The 16157-nt window shown below is 73.1% G+C and carries 15 protein-coding genes; 8 read left to right on the top strand and 7 right to left on the bottom strand.

From position 1 onward, the window contains the following. Positions 1 to 48 precede the first annotated feature (48 nt). Entirely contained in the window at positions 49 to 702 is a 654-nt protein-coding gene (locus ACWEEU_RS01255) for a bifunctional DNA primase/polymerase (RefSeq protein WP_451727196.1), read from the bottom strand. A gap of 322 nt (positions 703 to 1024) precedes the next feature. Between ACWEEU_RS01255 and ACWEEU_RS01250 the strand changes: the two genes are divergently transcribed. After that, positions 1025 to 2410, top strand: coding sequence for a tetratricopeptide repeat protein (locus tag ACWEEU_RS01250; protein WP_385747352.1), 1386 nt, complete (start codon positions 1025 to 1027; stop codon positions 2408 to 2410). A gap of 200 nt (positions 2411 to 2610) precedes the next feature. Then, positions 2611 to 4098: a hypothetical protein gene (locus ACWEEU_RS01245; protein ID WP_451727193.1), complete on the top strand. Its 1488-nt coding sequence runs from the start codon at positions 2611 to 2613 to the stop codon at positions 4096 to 4098. A gap of 64 nt (positions 4099 to 4162) precedes the next feature. Here the strand turns inward: ACWEEU_RS01245 and ACWEEU_RS01240 are convergent, their stop codons facing one another. After that, the gene (locus ACWEEU_RS01240) at positions 4163 to 5482 is read right to left on the bottom strand and encodes an ABC transporter substrate-binding protein (RefSeq protein ID WP_451727190.1); all 1320 of its coding nucleotides are present in this window, start codon (positions 5480 to 5482) and stop codon (positions 4163 to 4165) included. Between the two features lie 117 nt (positions 5483 to 5599). Here ACWEEU_RS01240 and ACWEEU_RS01235 point away from each other — a divergent pair, with 117 nt between their 5' ends. Both ACWEEU_RS01235 and purU read left to right on the top strand, forming a co-directional pair. After that, positions 5600 to 6100, top strand: coding sequence for an SCO4402 family protein (locus tag ACWEEU_RS01235; RefSeq protein WP_385751070.1), 501 nt, complete (start codon positions 5600 to 5602; stop codon positions 6098 to 6100). Positions 6101 to 6179: 79 nt separating this feature from the next. After that, positions 6180 to 7064, top strand: coding sequence for a formyltetrahydrofolate deformylase (gene purU, locus ACWEEU_RS01230; protein WP_385751067.1), 885 nt, complete (start codon positions 6180 to 6182; stop codon positions 7062 to 7064). Positions 7065 to 7170: 106 nt separating this feature from the next. Here purU and ACWEEU_RS01225 read toward each other — a convergent pair whose 3' ends face one another. Further along, positions 7171 to 8454 (bottom strand): zf-HC2 domain-containing protein, encoded by a 1284-nt coding sequence (locus ACWEEU_RS01225; protein ID WP_451727185.1) that lies wholly within the window; start codon positions 8452 to 8454, stop codon positions 7171 to 7173. Beyond that, complete coding sequence (locus ACWEEU_RS01220) at positions 8451 to 9014, bottom strand: sigma-70 family RNA polymerase sigma factor (RefSeq protein ID WP_385751061.1); 564 nt, start codon at positions 9012 to 9014, stop codon at positions 8451 to 8453. Before ACWEEU_RS01220 ends, ACWEEU_RS01225 begins: the two co-directional genes overlap by 4 nt. 337 nt (positions 9015 to 9351) lie before the next feature. Between ACWEEU_RS01220 and ACWEEU_RS01215 the strand changes: the two genes are divergently transcribed. The 3 genes from ACWEEU_RS01215 to ACWEEU_RS01205 all read left to right on the top strand — a co-directional run bounded on the left by ACWEEU_RS01215 (position 9352) and on the right by ACWEEU_RS01205 (position 11718). After that, positions 9352 to 9732: an STAS domain-containing protein gene (locus ACWEEU_RS01215; protein WP_199587492.1), complete on the top strand. Its 381-nt coding sequence runs from the start codon at positions 9352 to 9354 to the stop codon at positions 9730 to 9732. A gap of 586 nt (positions 9733 to 10318) precedes the next feature. Then, the gene (locus ACWEEU_RS01210; RefSeq protein ID WP_385751057.1) at positions 10319 to 10864 is read left to right on the top strand and encodes an ATP-binding protein; all 546 of its coding nucleotides are present in this window, start codon (positions 10319 to 10321) and stop codon (positions 10862 to 10864) included. A gap of 470 nt (positions 10865 to 11334) precedes the next feature. Beyond that, positions 11335 to 11718 (top strand): VOC family protein, encoded by a 384-nt coding sequence (locus tag ACWEEU_RS01205; RefSeq protein WP_385751054.1) that lies wholly within the window; start codon positions 11335 to 11337, stop codon positions 11716 to 11718. Positions 11719 to 11786: 68 nt separating this feature from the next. On the opposite strand, the gene ACWEEU_RS01200 is transcribed toward ACWEEU_RS01205, so the two are convergent. Further along, positions 11787 to 12782, bottom strand: coding sequence for a GlxA family transcriptional regulator (locus ACWEEU_RS01200; RefSeq protein ID WP_451727178.1), 996 nt, complete (start codon positions 12780 to 12782; stop codon positions 11787 to 11789). Positions 12783 to 12820: 38 nt separating this feature from the next. On the opposite strand from ACWEEU_RS01200, the gene ACWEEU_RS01195 reads away from it, so the two are divergent. Then, positions 12821 to 14161: an MFS transporter gene (locus ACWEEU_RS01195; protein WP_385745803.1), complete on the top strand. Its 1341-nt coding sequence runs from the start codon at positions 12821 to 12823 to the stop codon at positions 14159 to 14161. Here ACWEEU_RS01195 and ACWEEU_RS01190 read toward each other — a convergent pair. Continuing rightward, complete coding sequence (locus tag ACWEEU_RS01190; protein WP_385745805.1) at positions 14145 to 15344, bottom strand: flavin-containing monooxygenase; 1200 nt, start codon at positions 15342 to 15344, stop codon at positions 14145 to 14147. The genes ACWEEU_RS01195 and ACWEEU_RS01190 overlap by 17 nt on opposite strands. Before the next feature lie 108 nt (positions 15345 to 15452). Next, positions 15453 to 16139: a pyridoxine/pyridoxamine 5'-phosphate oxidase gene (locus ACWEEU_RS01185; protein WP_451727173.1), complete on the bottom strand. Its 687-nt coding sequence runs from the start codon at positions 16137 to 16139 to the stop codon at positions 15453 to 15455. Between the last annotated feature and the right edge of the window lie 18 nt (positions 16140 to 16157).

Below are 16157 nucleotides of genomic sequence, written 5' to 3'. Positions count from 1 at the left end.
CTACGGGGACATCGGTGGTCCTGTTGAGGGCCCCGGGCCACTCGGTGATCAGCGGTCCCGCGCGCACGCGTACGCCAGCGCCGGGACCACCTCCTCCGCGTCCGGCAGCCAGCGGTTGGCCAGGGTCGGCGGGGAGGCCCACTGGGCGGCGCCCCGGGTGCCGACGCGGGAGGGCGGGGCGGCGACGTAGCGGCCCTCGCCGAGGAAGGCCAGGTCCAGGGAGGGCGGGTACCAGCCGAGCCGGCGCAGCAGGTCGGGCGTCTTGCCGCCGCCGCCGGGCAGGACGAAGAACTGGGTCCGGGCGTCGGCGGTGCGGATCACCGGACCCGGGATCAGCCCCATCCGCTTCATGCGGGCCAGCGCGAGCAGGCCCGCGCTCTCGGGGACGGACAGCGCGTCGAAGGTGCGTCCCGTCGGCAGCAGGATCGACGCGGTGGGCCGCCGCTGCCACATCGCGCGCACCGCCCGCACGCTGCGGGTGGCCAGGGACGCCCAGTCGGGCCGGGTCGGATGCGCCCCCGGCGCGGGGCACTCCTCGTCGCCGCACGAGCAGAACACCATGCCGTCGACCGTCTCCAGCCAGCTCCCCGCGACCACGTCCCAGCGCCGCTCGTCGGCGTAGCGTACGGCGGTCTCCAGCAGGGGCTCCGCGCGCTGGTGCGGGATCTGGGCGGCTGCGGGGCCCGCGCTCGTGTCGGTCACGCTCCACTCAACTCTCCCGCCGTACGTCGGTTACGGCCCGGCCGTGCGCGGGGGAGGAGCATTGGCCCGGCATTTGGGGCGCACGGGGGCATGTTCGGGGGCGCGCGGGAGGGCCGGGGGTGTGGCGCGGGTAGCCACCTCCGAGGGGGCCGGAAGCAGGCGCGGTGGGCGCCGCCGGACCGCCGGAGGGGCGAGGCCGCCGCCTTTACCCCGGCAAACCGCACATGTCACGCATTGACGTTATGTCGACTGGGCAGTGATCTGAATCGACCGGATCGTCCGGCCGGATCTTCACGCTCCAGGGTTTCGCAGGGGGTAGCGGATGGCCGCGAGGCCGCTAGTGGCGAGGCAGCCGAACGAAAGGCTGCAAGCACTGATCCAGGAAGCGGGGTGCTCGAACGCGGGGCTGGCCCGGCGCGTCAACATGTGCGGCGCCGAGCACGGTCTCGACCTGCGCTACGACAAGACGTCCGTGGCCCGCTGGCTGCGCGGCCAGCAGCCGCGCGGGCGCGCCCCGGCCGTCATCGCCGAGGCGCTCGGCCGCAAGCTCGGCCGCACGGTCACGATCGACGAGATCGGCATGGCCAACGGCAAGAACCTCGCCTCGGGCGTGGGTCTCCAGTTCTCGCCGACCGTCCTGGGGGCCATCGAGCAGGTCTGCGAGCTGTGGCGCAGCGACGTGGGCAGGCGGGACTTCCTGTCCGGCTCCTCCGTCGCCGCCTCCGCGCTCGTCGAGCCCAGCCGCGACTGGCTGATCTCCGCGCCGGACGCGGCGGTGGCCCGGCAGGCGGGCCCGCGCGTGGGCCGCTCCGACGTGGCGGCCGTGCGCTCCATGACCGAGGCGCTGGTGGGTCTGGACCACACCTACGGCAGCGGACATGTGCGCCCGGTCGTCGTGCACTACCTGAACAGCGTGGTCTCGGGGCTGCTCGCCGGCTCCTACCGGGAGGCGGTCGGGCGCGAACTCTTCTCCGCCGTCGCCCGGTTGACCGAGCTGGCCGGGTACATGGCCGTGGACACCGGCCAACCGGGCCTGGCCCAGCGGTACTACATCCAGTCGCTGCGCCTGGCGCAGGCGGCCGGTGACCGCGGCTACGGCGGCTATGTGCTCGCCGCCTCCATGAGCCATCTCGCCGCCCAGCTCGGAAACCCGCGCGAGATCGCCCAGTTGGCGCGCGCCGCGCAGGAGGGCGCCCGGGGCCGGGTGACCCCGCGCGCGGAGTCGATGTTCCACGCGGCCGAGGCGCGCGGGCACGCCCTGCTCGGCGACGCCCGCTCCGCCGAGGCCGCCTCCGGGAAGGCGATCGCGGCGCTGGAGCGCGCGGAGACGGCCGGCGGCGACGACCCGGCGTGGATCGCGCACTTCGACGAGGCGTATCTGGCCGACGAGTTGGCACACTGCCACCGCGACCTCGGCCAGCCGGAGGTGTCCGCCCGCTACGCCGAGCAGTCGCTCGCCGGACACCCGCCGTCGCGCGCCCGGCGCCGTGCCATCGGCTATGTCCTGCTCGCCACCGCCCAGGTGCAGCGCCGCGAGATCGAGCAGGCGTGCCAGACCGGCATGAAGGCGGTCGAACTCCTGGAGACCCTGCGCTCGGACCGGGGCGCCGAATACCTGACGGACCTTCAGCAACGTCTCGAACCGTTCGGGGAGGAGGCGGTCGTCAGGGAGTTCGGGGCGCGGCTCGACGTGCGCCAGGCGGCCTGAACGCGCGGGCATCCGGGTGTGAAGGGACGGTGAACGGCACCCGCGCCGCTCGCGGGTGCCGAATACAGCGTGGTGGGGGCGGGTTTTGTTACGGCTGTCACAGGGAAGCGGCTGGGGCCCTGAGCTGCGTGGCACCGGGCTCGACAGACCCGGTAGCGTGAGCCGACGATTCCGAAGGTCCCCCATTCACAGGAGTCCCGGTGACGCAGAGTGGACAGGGCGAGGAGCCCTCGGCGCGGCCCGCGCACGAAGGCATCGTGCTGCCCTCCGACGGAGGAGAGCCCCTGCTGCCGGGCACGACGGGCGCACCCGCGCCCTCCGCGCCGCCCGGCGGTCAGACCTGGGGCGGTGAGTGGGGCCCCGGGCAGGATGCTCCGCAGCCGGGCCAGGGCTGGCCCCCCGCGACGCAACAGTGGCCCCTCCCCGAGCAGCAGGCCGGTCCCGGCCCCATGCCGCCCGAGGGTGCCCCGGCACCGTCGTACGGCGGCGAGACGTACCCGCAGTACGCGGACAACGGCGGGTCGTACGCGGACAACGGCGGGTCGTACCCCGGCAACGGCGGTTCGTACCCCGGCAACGGCGGTTCGTACCCGGGCGACGGCGGCGGCCAGGGCTACCCGGCCGCCGGGGCGCCCATGCCCCCGATGCACGAGGCCGCCACCCAGTACATGCCCCCGGTACCCGGCGCGGGCCCCGAGGGCGCGACGCAGTACATACCCCCGGTCCCGGGCGGCGGCGCGGCCGAGGCGGCCACGCAGTACATACCCCCGGTGAGCGGCGGTGCGCTGCCGCCCGAGATGGGCGGACCGGCGCAGCAGCCCGGCCACGCGCACGCCGAGGCGGCCACCCAGTACATCCCGCCCTACCCGGGCGACGACGGCGAGCGGCAGCCGCCCGCCGAGTTCGACAACCTCTTCCGCGGCCCGCAGGCCGGCGAGGGTTCCACCCAGCAGATGCCGCGCGTCCCCTCGGCGCCCGTCGGCCAGGCCCCGGTGATCTCCGGGCAGCCCGCCTACCGGCCGCCGATGGACGAGGACGACGGCGGTCGCCGGGGCAGCGGCCGCACCGGCTCACGCGTGCCGGTGATCGCCGCCGTGGGCATCGGCATCGTGGTCCTCGGCATCGGCGCGGGTGCCCTCCTCAGCAGCGGCGGGGACGACAAGAAGCCGGACCCCGCCACGGCCGCCTCCAGCCCGGCCGCCACCGAGCCGTCCGCCTCCGCCGGGGCCGACCCGGCCAAGCAGCAGGCGGTCGCGCTGGACCAGGTGCTCGCCGACAGCGGCAACAGCCGCGCCCAGGTGATCCGCTCGGTGGAGAACGTCAAGGGCTGCCGCGACCTCGGCCAGGCCGGCACCGACCTGCGTGACGCCGCCCGGCAGCGCAACGAGCTGGTCACCCGGCTCGGCAAGCTGTCCCTGGACAAGCTGCCGGACAACGCCGCGCTGAAGGACGCGCTGACCAAGGCGTGGCAGGCGTCCGCCGCCGCCGACAACCACTACGCGGCCTGGGCGGGCCAGGTGGCCGGCAAGCACGGCTGCCACAAGGGCCGCGCGCGCCCCACCGGCCAGACCCAGCAGGGTGACCGGGCGAGCGGCACCGCCAGCTCCCAGAAGGCCCGCGCCGCCCAGTTGTGGAACGCCATCGCGGGCAAGTACGGCCTGACCACGCGCCAGCCGACCCAGCTCTGACGAAAGGCCCGGCGCCCGGGAATCGTCCCCGGGCGCCGGACCTTCGCACGGACCGCCGGACGGCTCAGTCCACGTCCGCCTTCTCCAGCGTGGCCGTCATGTCGGTGACCTCGGAGGACGCCGTCGCACCCCGCTTCGCCGCGACCAGCTTGCCGTCCCGGACCATCTGGACGGTCACGTCCGCGTTCACCAGGCGCGGGAAGCCGACCGCCGACAGCGGGCTCTCCTGCGGCCAGTGCAGGGTCGGGGTCAGACCGCCGGTGCCCACCTTCAGACCGTGGTCGAGGGTGTGCTGCACGGTGTCGGCGCTCACCTCGCCGTCCCCGAGCCGCTCCAGGACCGCCGTCAGCACGGTGTAGGCGAGGTAGGTGGTCTGCACGCCGACGTCCGCCGGGTCGATGCGGTTGTCCCCGAACGCCTCCGTGTCGATGATCTTCTTCATCGAGTCCCAGCGCGGGTCGGAGGCCACCGGGTACCAGCTCGTGACGTACGTCCCCTCGTACGGTCCGCTCGCGCCGCCCGTCGCGTTGATCAGCGACTGGTCGACGCTGCCCAGCACGGTGGCCGTGCGCACCGCGGGGAAGTCGGGGCGGGCCCGGCGGAAGGAGTCCATGAAGGTGTCGGTGCGGTCACCGAGCGCGGGGACCACGCAGCCCTTGCGCGCCGGGTCGGCGGTCGCCCCGTGCAGCGCCCGGTCGGAGGCGGTGCCGTACTCGGTGGCGTCGTCGGCGGCGAGCTGGTCGTTCGCCGCCGCGTGACCGCCCGCCTTCAGACCCGCGTCCAGCAGCGGGGGCATCTCGTCCCCGGCGATGCTGTCGGGCCGCACCAGCGCGACGGGGCCGCAGGTGCCCGCCAGCGCCTGGCCGAGCCCGGCGAGCAGGGCGGGCTGACCACCGTTGACCGGGTACGACACGGGGCTGGTGAACTCGTCGCTGGTCACGCCGTAGCCGCCGATGAAGGGGATGCCCGCGCCCTCCAGCGGGGCGAGGTAGGAGTCCCCGTACTGGCTGTACGAGCCGACGACCGCGACCGCGCCCTCGTCCGCCGCGCGCCGGGCGCACCGGGCCACGCCCACGCTGTCGTTGCGCTCGTTGCAGGTCAGCACCTGGAGCCTGCGGCCGCCGATGCCACCGCGCGAGTTGATCCACTTCGCGTACGCGACGGCCATGGCGGGCATACCGGGCTTGTTGGTGGCGCGGGTGTTCTCCGGCGCCCAGGTCATCACCTTCACGGTGCCCTCCCCGGAGTCCGAGCCGCCCACCACACCGCACCCCGCGGTGAGGGACGCACACACGGCCAGTGCCCCGGCGTACCGGGCGGCGGTGTGGGTGCGCCGGGTGAGGAACAAGGGGAAGAAGCTGCGGGGGAGTCGCCTGCCGGTCATGGACACGCACGATTCCCTCACGCACCCAACCCCGAGGTGACCCTCGGTCGACGACGGGTGACAGCGAGGTGAACAGCGGGGGCGAAGCGGACGCCCGGGACACGGAACGTACGATCGTTGACCGTGCAAGGTTCGGAGAACACTTCCCGTCGCGGCCGCCGCTCCACCACCATGGGCGTCATGCCACTCAACGACATGCCGTGGTGGCGCTGGCGCTGCACTGTGCGTTCCGCGCTGCACATGCTCTCCGACCCGGTGTTCCAGCGGGACGTCTGGCTGGCCGGCGTACCCGGGTACGGCGACGTCACCGACGCCGTCTACCGGCTGGTGGAGGACACCTGGCTGGACAACTGGTCGGCCGAGAAATACGTCGGCACGATATTCCGGGACTCGCAGGAGGCGGCGCTCGTCGACACCGCCGTTCTGCGGGTCCTGCGGATCATGCACCAGGTCGGCCCGGACGCGCCGGTCTCCGCCTACCTCGACCACGCCGGCTGGCCGGAGGCGGTACGGGCCGCGCGCGACGCCCACCTGCGGCTCGCCGCGAGCGACGGGGACGATCCGGAGGCGCCGCCGCGCAGCCTCGAGGTGCTCCAGATCATGACCAGGTCCGCGTAGGGGCCGCTGCCGGGGCGCGTGGGTCCGTCTGCCGGACACCCCGCCCGCCGGGGCGGTCCGGCGTGAGATCGTGTGACGCATGAACGAGCAGCCCAGCCGCGTTGCCGCCGGTGCGGCGGACCAGTACGTCCTGACTCTCTCGTGCCCGGACAAAAAGGGCATCGTGCACGCCGTGTCCAGCTATCTGTTCATGACCGGCTGCAACATCGAGGACAGCCAGCAGTTCGGCGACCACGGCACGGGTCTGTTCTTCATGCGGGTCCATTTCACGGCCGAGGAGCCGGTGACGGTGGACAAGCTGCGGGCCAGCTTCACGGCCATCGGTGACGCCTTCCACATGGACTGGCAGATCCACCGGGCCGACCAGAAGATGCGGATCGTCCTCATGGTCAGCAAGTTCGGGCACTGCCTGAACGACCTGCTGTTCCGGGCGCGCACCGGGGCGCTCCCCGTGGAGATCGCGGCCGTGGTGTCCAACCACACCGAGTTCGAGGAACTCGTGGGGTCGTACAACATCCCCTTCCATCACATCCCCGTCACCCGGGACACCAAGGCCGAGGCGGAGGCGCGGCTGCTGGAGCTGGTGCGCCAGGAGAAGGTCGAGCTGGTGGTGCTCGCCCGCTACATGCAGGTCCTCTCGGACGACCTGTGCAAGGCGCTGAGCGGGCGGATCATCAACATCCACCACTCGTTCCTGCCGAGCTTCAAGGGTGCGAAGCCGTACCACCAGGCGCACGAGCGCGGGGTGAAGCTGATCGGCGCGACTGCGCACTACGTGACCGCGGATCTCGACGAGGGGCCGATCATCGAGCAGGAGGTCGAACGGGTGGGGCATGAGGTCACCCCGGACCAGCTCGTCGCCGTGGGGCGGGACGTGGAGTGTCAGGCGCTCGCGCGAGCCGTCAAGTGGCACGCGGAGCGGAGGATTCTCCTGAACGGGCGGCGGACCGTGGTGTTCGCCTGAGGGTTCGTCGGCGGGTGCGGGTTCGTCGTGGCTTGCCGCGCCCACGCGGCGGCAGCCGCACCTCGACACGGTCCCGCGCCCCGGGGCGGGACACCTGAAGGGTCTCTCACATCCGGCTCAGGCTCGCCGTTGCCGTCAGGACCGTCCTGATCGCCTCTCTGTCGCCCTTCTGGCCCGCCGCTGCCTCCTCCGGGGAGACGTGGCCCGCTGCCAGACGGCAGAACTCGACGCCGTCCAGGGCCACTTGGGCCACCTGGTCGGCGTCGGGGGCGCGGGGGTCCAGGGGGATGACGTACTTGTTCCCGTAGGTGCTGCCCTCGATCTCCAGGAGGACGGTGCCGGGCGGGGCCGGGGGACCGGCGGCCAGGACGGCGGGGAGCATACGGATCGCGAGGTCGATCAGTTTGCCCAGGTGGCGGGGTGCGGGCGGGTCGTAGGGGTAGTCGACCGCCTTCGCGATGTCCTCGGCGTGGACCCAGCACTCGAAGGCGCGGTCCAGCATCGCGTCGTGCAGGGGGAGCGCGAAGTCGCCGTAGGACACCTCGAAGCCGCGAGCGCGGCCGCCGGTGAAGGACGCGGTGCGTACGAGGCGGTGGCTCTGGTCGCGCCAGGGTTCGCGGACGTGGCGGGTCTGCGGGTAGTGCGAGGCACGCCAGAACGCCTCGGTCCGCTCGGCGGGTCCGGTGGTCCCGTGCGCCTGTTCGGCGAGGGCCTCGGCCAGCGGGTCCTCCAGACCGAGCGCGGTGGCCACCAGGCCGTCCACCGAGAGCAGATGCGCGATGACCCCGGCCACGGTCGTACGACGGCCGGCTCCGCCCTCGGCGCCGAACCAGCGCAGCCGCACGGGCGCGTGCCACTCGGCGTCGCCGAAGTCCTGGAGGAGGGCGTCCAGACGGGCGGTCTCGGCGTCGTAGGCGTCGGCCCAGTCGGGCACCGGGATGAGCGGCGGACGGCGCGTGAGACACGTCTCCAGCACACGGGTACGCAACGTGGGGTCGAGGTCCAGCGGCTCGGGCCGGTGCAACAGCCCGACCGCCTCCCGCAGCCGCCGAGCCTCGTCCGCACAGCCCCCGCATTCCCCCAGATGCTCCTCGACGGCCTCCGTCTCCGCCGCCGAACAGGCGGCCAGCGCCCAGGCCCCGAGCAAGGACCGCAACACGTCGTGCGACAACGCCGCGCCGCTCTCCGCCCCCTCTCCGCCCGCCCGGGGCGACGGCACGCGCTCGGCCCGCGCCCGGATGCCGTCCGCCGCGGCGCGATCACCGGCATACCGGGCTCCGGCGGTCTCCGCGCCGGGGAGTTCCCCGCCGGGCTGGTCCCAGGTGCTCTCCGTGCCGTCGGAGCCGTCGGCGCCGTGCGCGTGGAGCTCGTGAGGGTTCGGGGGTGTCATCGGGTTCCCCCGTCCGGCGGTGGGGTGTCGTGGGCTGTGGAGAGGAGCTGGAGGCCGAGGCGGAGGCGACGGCGTGCCTCGTCCTCGGTGACGTCCAGGTCGGCGGCGGTGCTGCGGTAGTCGCGGCGTTGGAAGTACGCCAATTCCAGTGCGGCGCGCAGGGGCTGGGGCATCGAATGGACGATGTAGTCGGCGCGGGCGGCGACCGCCGCGCGGTGGACCTTGCGCTCCAGTTCCTCCGGCGAGGCGCCGTCGCCGCCGAGCGCCGCCGTCTCGTTGTCCCGCAGCCGGCGTACCGCGAGGCGGCGGGTGACCGCGGCGATCCAGGTGCGCAGCGGCTCCTGGCGGGGGTCGTAGGTCTCGGGGTGCTGCCACAGGTGGGCGAAGACCTCGCGGGTCAGGGCGTCGGCGGCGCTCTCCTCGCCGAGCACGCGGTGGGCGAGGGCGTGCACCAGCGAGGCGTACCGGTCGTACAGCTCACCGAGGGCCGCCGCCTCCCCGCGCGCCAGCCGTTGCTGCATCACGCGGTCCCAGCGGTGCGGTACGTCCTGCTGCGCCATGCCGTTCCTCCCCTCGCCCGGTGCGGGCCCGGGCCGGTGTCCCGGTGACCTTCCCTCGAATGTAGTCGGCACGTCTGACAGCGCACGCTCCTTTGTGTCAATGTGCGCCCCCCGTTGCGTCGCAGGTGATAGGGCCTCCTTCACACCGCCTTCACTCTTGCATGGTCCAACTCCGATCGAACAGGATTGATAGTGACCGAAACAAGACCTTTGCCGATCCTCCGCGGTTTGCCAATTCGTGTTTCAGGGAAACGCCCGCTGGGCAGCCGCGCGGAAAGAAACGTAGGGACTGCTTCCATTTCCGGGCGGTTCCGCGAGATCCGCCGAGCGGAGGGGTGTGGCCGTGGCATTCGAAGTGACCGGCGCCGAGCGGGGCGCGTGGGCCGTGCTCCGAGTCTGCGGTGAACTGGATCTGGTGACCTCGCCGGTGTTGCGCCAGCGGGTGCACGACGCGGTGGCGGAGGGGCACCACAGTCTCGTCCTCGACCTTTCCGAGGTCTTCTTCTGCGATTCCAGCGGGGTCGGCGTGCTCATCGCGTCCCGTCGGCTCATCCGCTCCTGTCAGGGCCGGCTGCGGCTGATCCTGCCGGACCGGGGCGCGGAGGACGGCTCGCACGTGAACCGGGTCCTCGGCGCGCTGGGTGTCCGGCGCCTCTTCGACGTACGCGCGGACGTGGCCTCGGCCACCGCCGACGAGCCGGACTCGCTCACCGCCTGAACGGCCGGAACGGCCTGGACCGGGGCCGTGAGGAAGTATCCCGGAAGACGATCTTCCGGTAATTCGACGCCATGCGGCGCGAAATTCATGGCCACGGATGTCGCGGATCGTGGCGAACTCACATCACTGAGCGTCGATATCGGGTTGTGTCCGATCCGCGACTCGTCACGGCCCGGAGTCGGCGGCCCGCTCGGGTACCTTGGGTGAGATGCGAGTGGCTGCGAGCACCGGTGGTGCCGGAGATGCCCCTGGGGCGTTCCCGGACTCGGTGTCGCGCGCCGCTGTTCACGGGGTGACGGTGGAATACCGACCCGATTGTTCGACTCCACGACATGGGCGTCGCACAGTATGCCGCACGGGTACTCCTTCGCGCGGGAATATGCCCGAAGCGCTTGTTGGGGTGACTGTACGTCAACCATGCTGTCTCGTAAGGGAATCACGTTCCGTGACCCTTGCTCTGGCCGTTGTTCTGGCCATGCAGAAAATGGCTACGATCGTGGCCTTCGCCGTACCGCACGTCGCGGATCGTGTCGCGAACGACGGGTGGCGTGGGGTCATGTGTCCGCCGGTTCGGATGGTGTGAGCGGTGCAGGTGCTTCAAGTACTGGAGATCCGGCCCGACCCCGAGGAGGTGAGGCGGGCGCGCTCGTGGGCCCGCTCCCGGCTCGCCGGGCTCGGGATAGCGGCCGACGAACCGTTGGCCGAGACGCTGATCCTGCTCGTCTCCGAGCTGGTGACCAACGCGGTGGTGCACACGGGGCGCCCGGCCCTGCTCCGGCTTTCGCTGCCGGGCGGTACGGCCGGCCGTACGGAGTCCGGGGACGGCGACCCGGAGGCCGCGCGGGGACCGGGGAAGACGCGTACGGCCGTCGTCTCCGCCACCGTGCGCCTGGAGGTGGCCGACGCCAGCTCCCGTGCCCCCGTGCCGCGTTGCGCGGGCGACGACGCCACCGGCGGCCGGGGTCTGGCCCTCGTGGACTGTCTCGCCGACCGCTGGGGCTGGCAGGCCGAGGGCGCGGGCAAGAGCATCTGGTGCGAACTGGACCGCTGTTCGCCACCCCGGGAGGGCGCGGCGATGGCGTACGGGGGCGGCACGGCCGCGTACGAGGGCTTCACCTTCGAGGCCGTCTGACCCGTTTCCCGGCGGTGCGCCGGGCGTGCTCCCGTGCGCGGTCGCCGCGAAGTGCGCGGAAGTACCCGCCGCCCGTACGGTGTTGACGCGTCGAGTGTGTGTGAACACGCTGGTGTGCGTCGATTCGCCGCGAGGGGACGGCGAGGACCGGGGTGACGGAGTCCTCGCCGAGTGTGGGTCGCACCGGCCGGTGGCGCCGGGCGTGCACAGGGGGACACGCCCGGGGGATGCGCCACCGCCCGGTCCGCGCGGGGCGGGAGCCCAGCCGAAGACGGCGACGCTCCCGCCCCGTCCAGCAAGCCCGGCAAGGCGCGTCCGAAGGGTCGGGCAGAGTGGTCGGGGCCTGGCCCCGCACCGGCCCCCGCTCCTGCTCCCGCCGACCCCCGCCCCGCTCCCGCCGGCGCTCGCGCCCCCGTTCCGCGCGCCGCTTCCGGCCACGTCGGCGAGGCGCCGCTCCTTACACTGCCCCCATGGCTTGTCGTATCAGCGAGTTGGTCCTCGACGCCGCCGATCCCGGGCGGCTCGCCGTCTTCTGGGCCGAAGTCCTCGGGTACGTGGAGCTCGGCCGCGAGGAGGACGGCAGCATCGAGATCGGGCCACCCGGAACCGGGTTCGGCGGGGCGCAGCCCACCCTGATCCTCAGCCCGAGCACCGATCCGCGCCCGGCGAAGCTGCGGCTGCACATCGATGTCAGCGCCACCGACCGCGACCAGGACGCCGAACTGGAGCGGCTGCTCGCCCTCGGGGCCAGGCGGGTCGACGTCGGGCAGACCGGGGAGGAGAGCTGGCATGTGCTGGCCGACCCGGAGGGGAACGAGTTCTGTCTGCTCAGGGCCCGGGTCGGGGCCGTCTAGGGCGTGTCGTCCGGATCGTGTCGAGGCCGCGCCGTCGGCCCGGGACGGCCTGATCCGGAAGACGCCTCTTACGCGCGGGCGGTGGCGCGGAAGGTGCGGCGGTAGGCCGTCGGGGTCACCCCCAGGTTCTGCTGGAGGTGCTGCCGCATCGACTGGGCCGTGCCGAAGCCGCAGTCGCGGGCCACGTGGTCGATGGGGAGGTCCGTGGATTCCAGGAGGCCGCGGGCGAGTTCGACGCGTTGCTGGGTGAGCCACTGGCCGGGGCTGACGCCGACCTCCTCGCGGAAGCGGCGGGTGAAGGTCCGCACGGACATCGCCTCCCGGGCGGCCAGGTCGCGGAGTTGGATCGGCTCGTGGAGGCGGGCGAGGGCCCAGGCGCGGGCGGCCTTCGTGGTGGCGAGCTGGGGGTCGGGGACCGGGCGGTGGATGTACTGCGCCTGGCCGCCGTCGCGGTACGGGGGGACGACCGTGCGCCGGGCGACCTCGTTGGCGACCGCCGCGCCGTGGTCGCGGCGGACGATGTGCAGGCAGAGGTCGAGCCCGGCGGCGACTCCCGCGGAGGTCAGCAGGTCGCCGTCGTCGATGAACAGCACGTCCGGGTCCACCCGGATCGCCGGGAACATCCGCTGGAAGCGGTCCGCCTCGGCCCAGTGCGTGGTCGCCGGGCGGCCGTCGAGGAATCCGGCGGCGGCGAGGACGTAGACCCCGGTGCAGATGGAGGCGATCCGCGTGCCGGGGCGGATGCGGCCGAGCGCGGCGGCCAGTTCGTCCGTGAGCCTGCCCTCCTCGTACACCGGGCCGAGCTCGTACGACGCCGGGACGATCACCGTGTCCGCCGTGGCCAGCGCCTCGGGGCCGTGCGGCACGTGCACGCTGAAGTCGGCGTCGGTCTCGACCGGGCCCGGCGGCCGCGCCGAGCAGGTCACGACCTCGTACAGCGCCCGGCCGCACTCGTCACGGGGGCGCGAGAAGATCCGGTGGGGGATGCCCAGTTCGAAGGGGAGCAGGCCGTCAAGGGCCAGGACGGCGACGCGGTGCGGACGGAACTCCTCGGGCACGGTCATGGCCCGATCCTAGCGAACACTGTCCTTCGGGCCACTCGATGCGCGCGCAAGGACACCCGACCCTGGACCTTGTGACTCAGACAAGCGAAGCCACCGTCGCTCCCCGGACCCCGGCCGGACGACGCCGGGTGCACCGCGCCTGGTTCGTCGCCGCCGTCACCTTCGTGACGATCATCGGCGCGGCGGCCTTCCGTTCTCTCCCCGGACTCCTCATCGACCCGCTCCACGCGGAGTTCGGCTGGTCGCGCGGCACGATCGGCGCGGCCGTCTCCGTGAACCTCGCGCTCTACGGTCTGACCGCGCCGTTCGCGGCCGCGCTGATGGACCGCTTCGGCATCCGCCGGGTGGTGGCGGTCGCGCTGACCGTCGTCGCACTGGGCTCCGGGCTCACCGTGTGGATGACCAAGCCCTGGCAACTGATCCTGTGCTGGGGTCTGTTGGTGGGTCTCGGCTCCGGCTCGATGGCGCTGGCCTTCGCCGCCACCGTCACCGGGCGCTGGTTCACCGCCCGGCGCGGTCTGGTCAGCGGCATCCTGACGGCCGCCTCCGCCTCCGGCCAGCTCGTCTTCCTGCCGCTGCTGTCCTGGATGATCGAGAGCGGCCACGACTGGCGCCCGGCCGCCGTCACGGTCGCCCTCGCCGCCCTCGTGGTCGTCCCGTTCGTATGGCTGCTGCTGCGCGACCACCCGGCCGACGTGGGTCTCGCGCCGTACGGGTCGAGCGAGTTCGTGCCCAAGCCGCCGCCCCTGACGGGAGCCGCCCGGCGGACGCTCGGCGTGCTCGCGCGGGCCGCGCGGACCGGGCCGTTCTGGCTGCTCGCCGGCAGCTTCGCGATCTGCGGTGCCTCCACCAACGGGCTGATCCAGACCCACTTCGTGCCCGCCGCCCACGACCACGGGATGCCGGTCACGGCGGCGGCCTCGCTGCTCGCGGTCATCGGCGTCTTCGACGTGGTCGGCACGATCGCCTCCGGCTGGTTCACCGACCGCTTCGAGCCGCGCCGCCTGCTCGCCGTGTACTACGCGCTGCGCGGGACCTCGCTGCTCTTCCTGCCGGTGCTGCTCAACCTCGGCCCCGAGGTGAAGCCGCCGATGGTCTTCTTCATCGTCTTCTACGGCCTGGACTGGGTCGCCACCGTCCCGCCCACCCTGGCCCTGTGCCGGGACCGGTACGGCGACGACTCCGCGATCGTGTTCGGCTGGGTGCTCGCCTCGCACCAGATCGGCGCGGCCCTGGTGGCCTGGCTCGGCGGGGTCGCCCGCGACGTGTTCGGCTCCTACGACATGGTCTGGTACGCCTCCGGCGCCCTGTGCGCGGCGGCGACCCTGATGGTGCTGGTGATCCGGCGCAGCCCGGCGCCGCTCACCGTGCCCGCGTAGTCTCGCGTGCCAGCCGTCTGGCGACGGTGCGGGCGATCTTCTCGGCGTCCAGGGCGAGTTCGCGGAACATGCCGCTGATCGGGTTGGTGAACCCGGTGAAGTACAGACCCGGCGCCTCCTTCGGGGTGCGGGCGCCGTGCACCACCGGGCGCCCCCGGTCGTCCAGCACCCCGAGGTGCCCGACCAGGGAGTCCAGGCCGCGGGTGTAGCCGGTGGCCGCGATCACCGCGTCCGGCGCCACCCGGGTGCCGTCGGCGAGCGTCACCTTGCCGTCCTCGAACCCCTCTACGGCGGCCACGATCTCGACCTTGCCCCGGCGCACCGCGTCGATCAGGCCCACGTCCTGCACCGGGATCGCGCCCTCGCGCACCCGGCTGTAGAGGCCGGACTCCGGCCGGGGCAGGCCGTGTCCGGAGAGGTCGGGGGTGCTGAGACGGGCCATCGGCCGGGCGAGCCTGTCCACGAGCCGTACCGGCAGCCGCCGTACCAGGATGCCGGTGTACTGGGCGGACCAGCCCGCCGTCGAGCGGCGCACGATGTGCGGGACGGTGCGCACGGCGAGGCGGACCCGCGCCGCGCCACCCTCGACCAGGTCCACGGCGATCTCGGCGCCGGTGTTGCCCACGCCGACCACGAGCACGTCCCGGTCGGCGAAGGGGCGGGCGTTCCGGTAGGCGCTCGCGTGCAGGAACTCCCCGTCCCAGTCGTCGAGTCCGGGCCAGTCGGGCAGGCGCGGGGTGTGGTTGAAGCCGGTGGCGACGACCACCGCGCTGCCGGTCAGCTCCCGGCCGCCGGAGGCGTGCAGCAGCCAGCCCGCGCCGTCCGGGGCGGGCTCCACCCGGAACACCTCGACCCCGGTGACGATCTCCAGCTCGTGGTGCTCGGCGTACTTCTCCAGATAGCGCACCACGTCGTCGCGGGACACCCAGCGGCCGAACGCGCGGGGTATCGGCAGACCCGGCAGCGCGGAGAGGCGCCGGGTGGTGTGCAGCCGGAGCCGGTCGTAGTGGCGCCGCCAGGACGCGCCGACCCGGTCGGCCTTCTCCAGGATCACCGCCCGCACCCCGCGTGCCCTGAGGGCGTGCGCGACGGCGAGTCCGCCGGGACCGGCGCCGATGACGTAGACGGGACGGTCGGCGGGGGTCGCGGTCAGGTGCGCGAACGAGGGACGCGAGTCGGCCATGAGCGCGAGCGTAATCACAGCCCCGGTTGATGGGTATCGGTCAAGACCGGAATTGGTTGCGGATTGACAACGATGACGTGTGCGGAGTGCGAAACGTGTGAAAACGCTTCACGGCCACAGCAGTTGGCGTTCCCATCCGAACTCGGTGCGCCGGTACTCCAGCCGCACGTGACGGCGGTCCGGGTCGCCCTGGAAGAACTCCACCACCTCGGGGCGCAGGTGGTAGAGGGTCCACCCGGGGACCGGTTCCGCGGGGTTCTCACGTGCCTGCCGCCAGGCTTCCTCGGACGCCTCACGCAGCTCGCCCAGGGAGTCCAGCTCCTCGCTCTGCCGGCCGGTGAGCGCGGCCGCGAGGGCGCCGGTGGAGCGGGCGTGCAGATCGGCCTGGCTCTCCTCGCCCGGGGCGGTGGTGACCGGGCCGCGCACCCGCACCTGGCGGCCGAGCGCGGGCCAGTAGAAGGCGAGGGCGGCGTACGGGTGGGCGGCCAGGGCGCGGCCCTTGCGGCTCGTGGCGTGGGAGGCGAAGGACCAGCCGGCGGCGTCGGCGCCGTGCAGCATCACGATCCGCACGTCCGGGGTGCCGTCCTCGTCGGTCGTCGCCAGCGACATGGTGTGCGGCTCGGGCTGCCCCGCCCGCACGGCGTCCGCGAACCAGGCGGTGAACAGCGGCAGCGGGGAGGGCGGCGCGGTGGCCGGGTCGAAGGGGCGCAGCTCGGTCGCCCCGGGTGGCCACACCCGCAGGGAGAGCAGCAGGGCGTGCAGATTCGGGTGGGCCGGGGTCTCCTCGTGTGCCATGGACCGAGTATCGCCGTA

The sequence above is a fragment of the Streptomyces sp. NPDC005004 genome (genome assembly GCF_053600675.1).
This window is presented reverse-complemented; position numbering and strand designations above follow the sequence as displayed.

What these genes read in the sequence shown, in the direction of transcription:
- ACWEEU_RS01250 (WP_385747352.1), top strand. Translation starts at nt 1,025, where the DNA reads ATGGCCGCGAGGCCGCTAGTGGCGAGGCAGCCGAACGAAAGGCTGCAA.
- ACWEEU_RS01240 (WP_451727190.1), bottom strand. Translation starts at nt 5,482, where the DNA reads ATGACCGGCAGGCGACTCCCCCGCAGCTTCTTCCCCTTGTTCCTCACC.
- purU (WP_385751067.1), top strand. Translation starts at nt 6,180, where the DNA reads ATGAACGAGCAGCCCAGCCGCGTTGCCGCCGGTGCGGCGGACCAGTAC.
- ACWEEU_RS01225 (WP_451727185.1), bottom strand. Translation starts at nt 8,454, where the DNA reads ATGACACCCCCGAACCCTCACGAGCTCCACGCGCACGGCGCCGACGGC.
- ACWEEU_RS01220 (WP_385751061.1), bottom strand. Translation starts at nt 9,014, where the DNA reads ATGGCGCAGCAGGACGTACCGCACCGCTGGGACCGCGTGATGCAGCAA.
- ACWEEU_RS01205 (WP_385751054.1), top strand. Translation starts at nt 11,335, where the DNA reads ATGGCTTGTCGTATCAGCGAGTTGGTCCTCGACGCCGCCGATCCCGGG.
- ACWEEU_RS01200 (WP_451727178.1), bottom strand. Translation starts at nt 12,782, where the DNA reads ATGACCGTGCCCGAGGAGTTCCGTCCGCACCGCGTCGCCGTCCTGGCC.
- ACWEEU_RS01195 (WP_385745803.1), top strand. Translation starts at nt 12,821, where the DNA reads ATGCGCGCGCAAGGACACCCGACCCTGGACCTTGTGACTCAGACAAGC.
- ACWEEU_RS01190 (WP_385745805.1), bottom strand. Translation starts at nt 15,344, where the DNA reads ATGGCCGACTCGCGTCCCTCGTTCGCGCACCTGACCGCGACCCCCGCC.
- ACWEEU_RS01185 (WP_451727173.1), bottom strand. Translation starts at nt 16,139, where the DNA reads ATGGCACACGAGGAGACCCCGGCCCACCCGAATCTGCACGCCCTGCTG.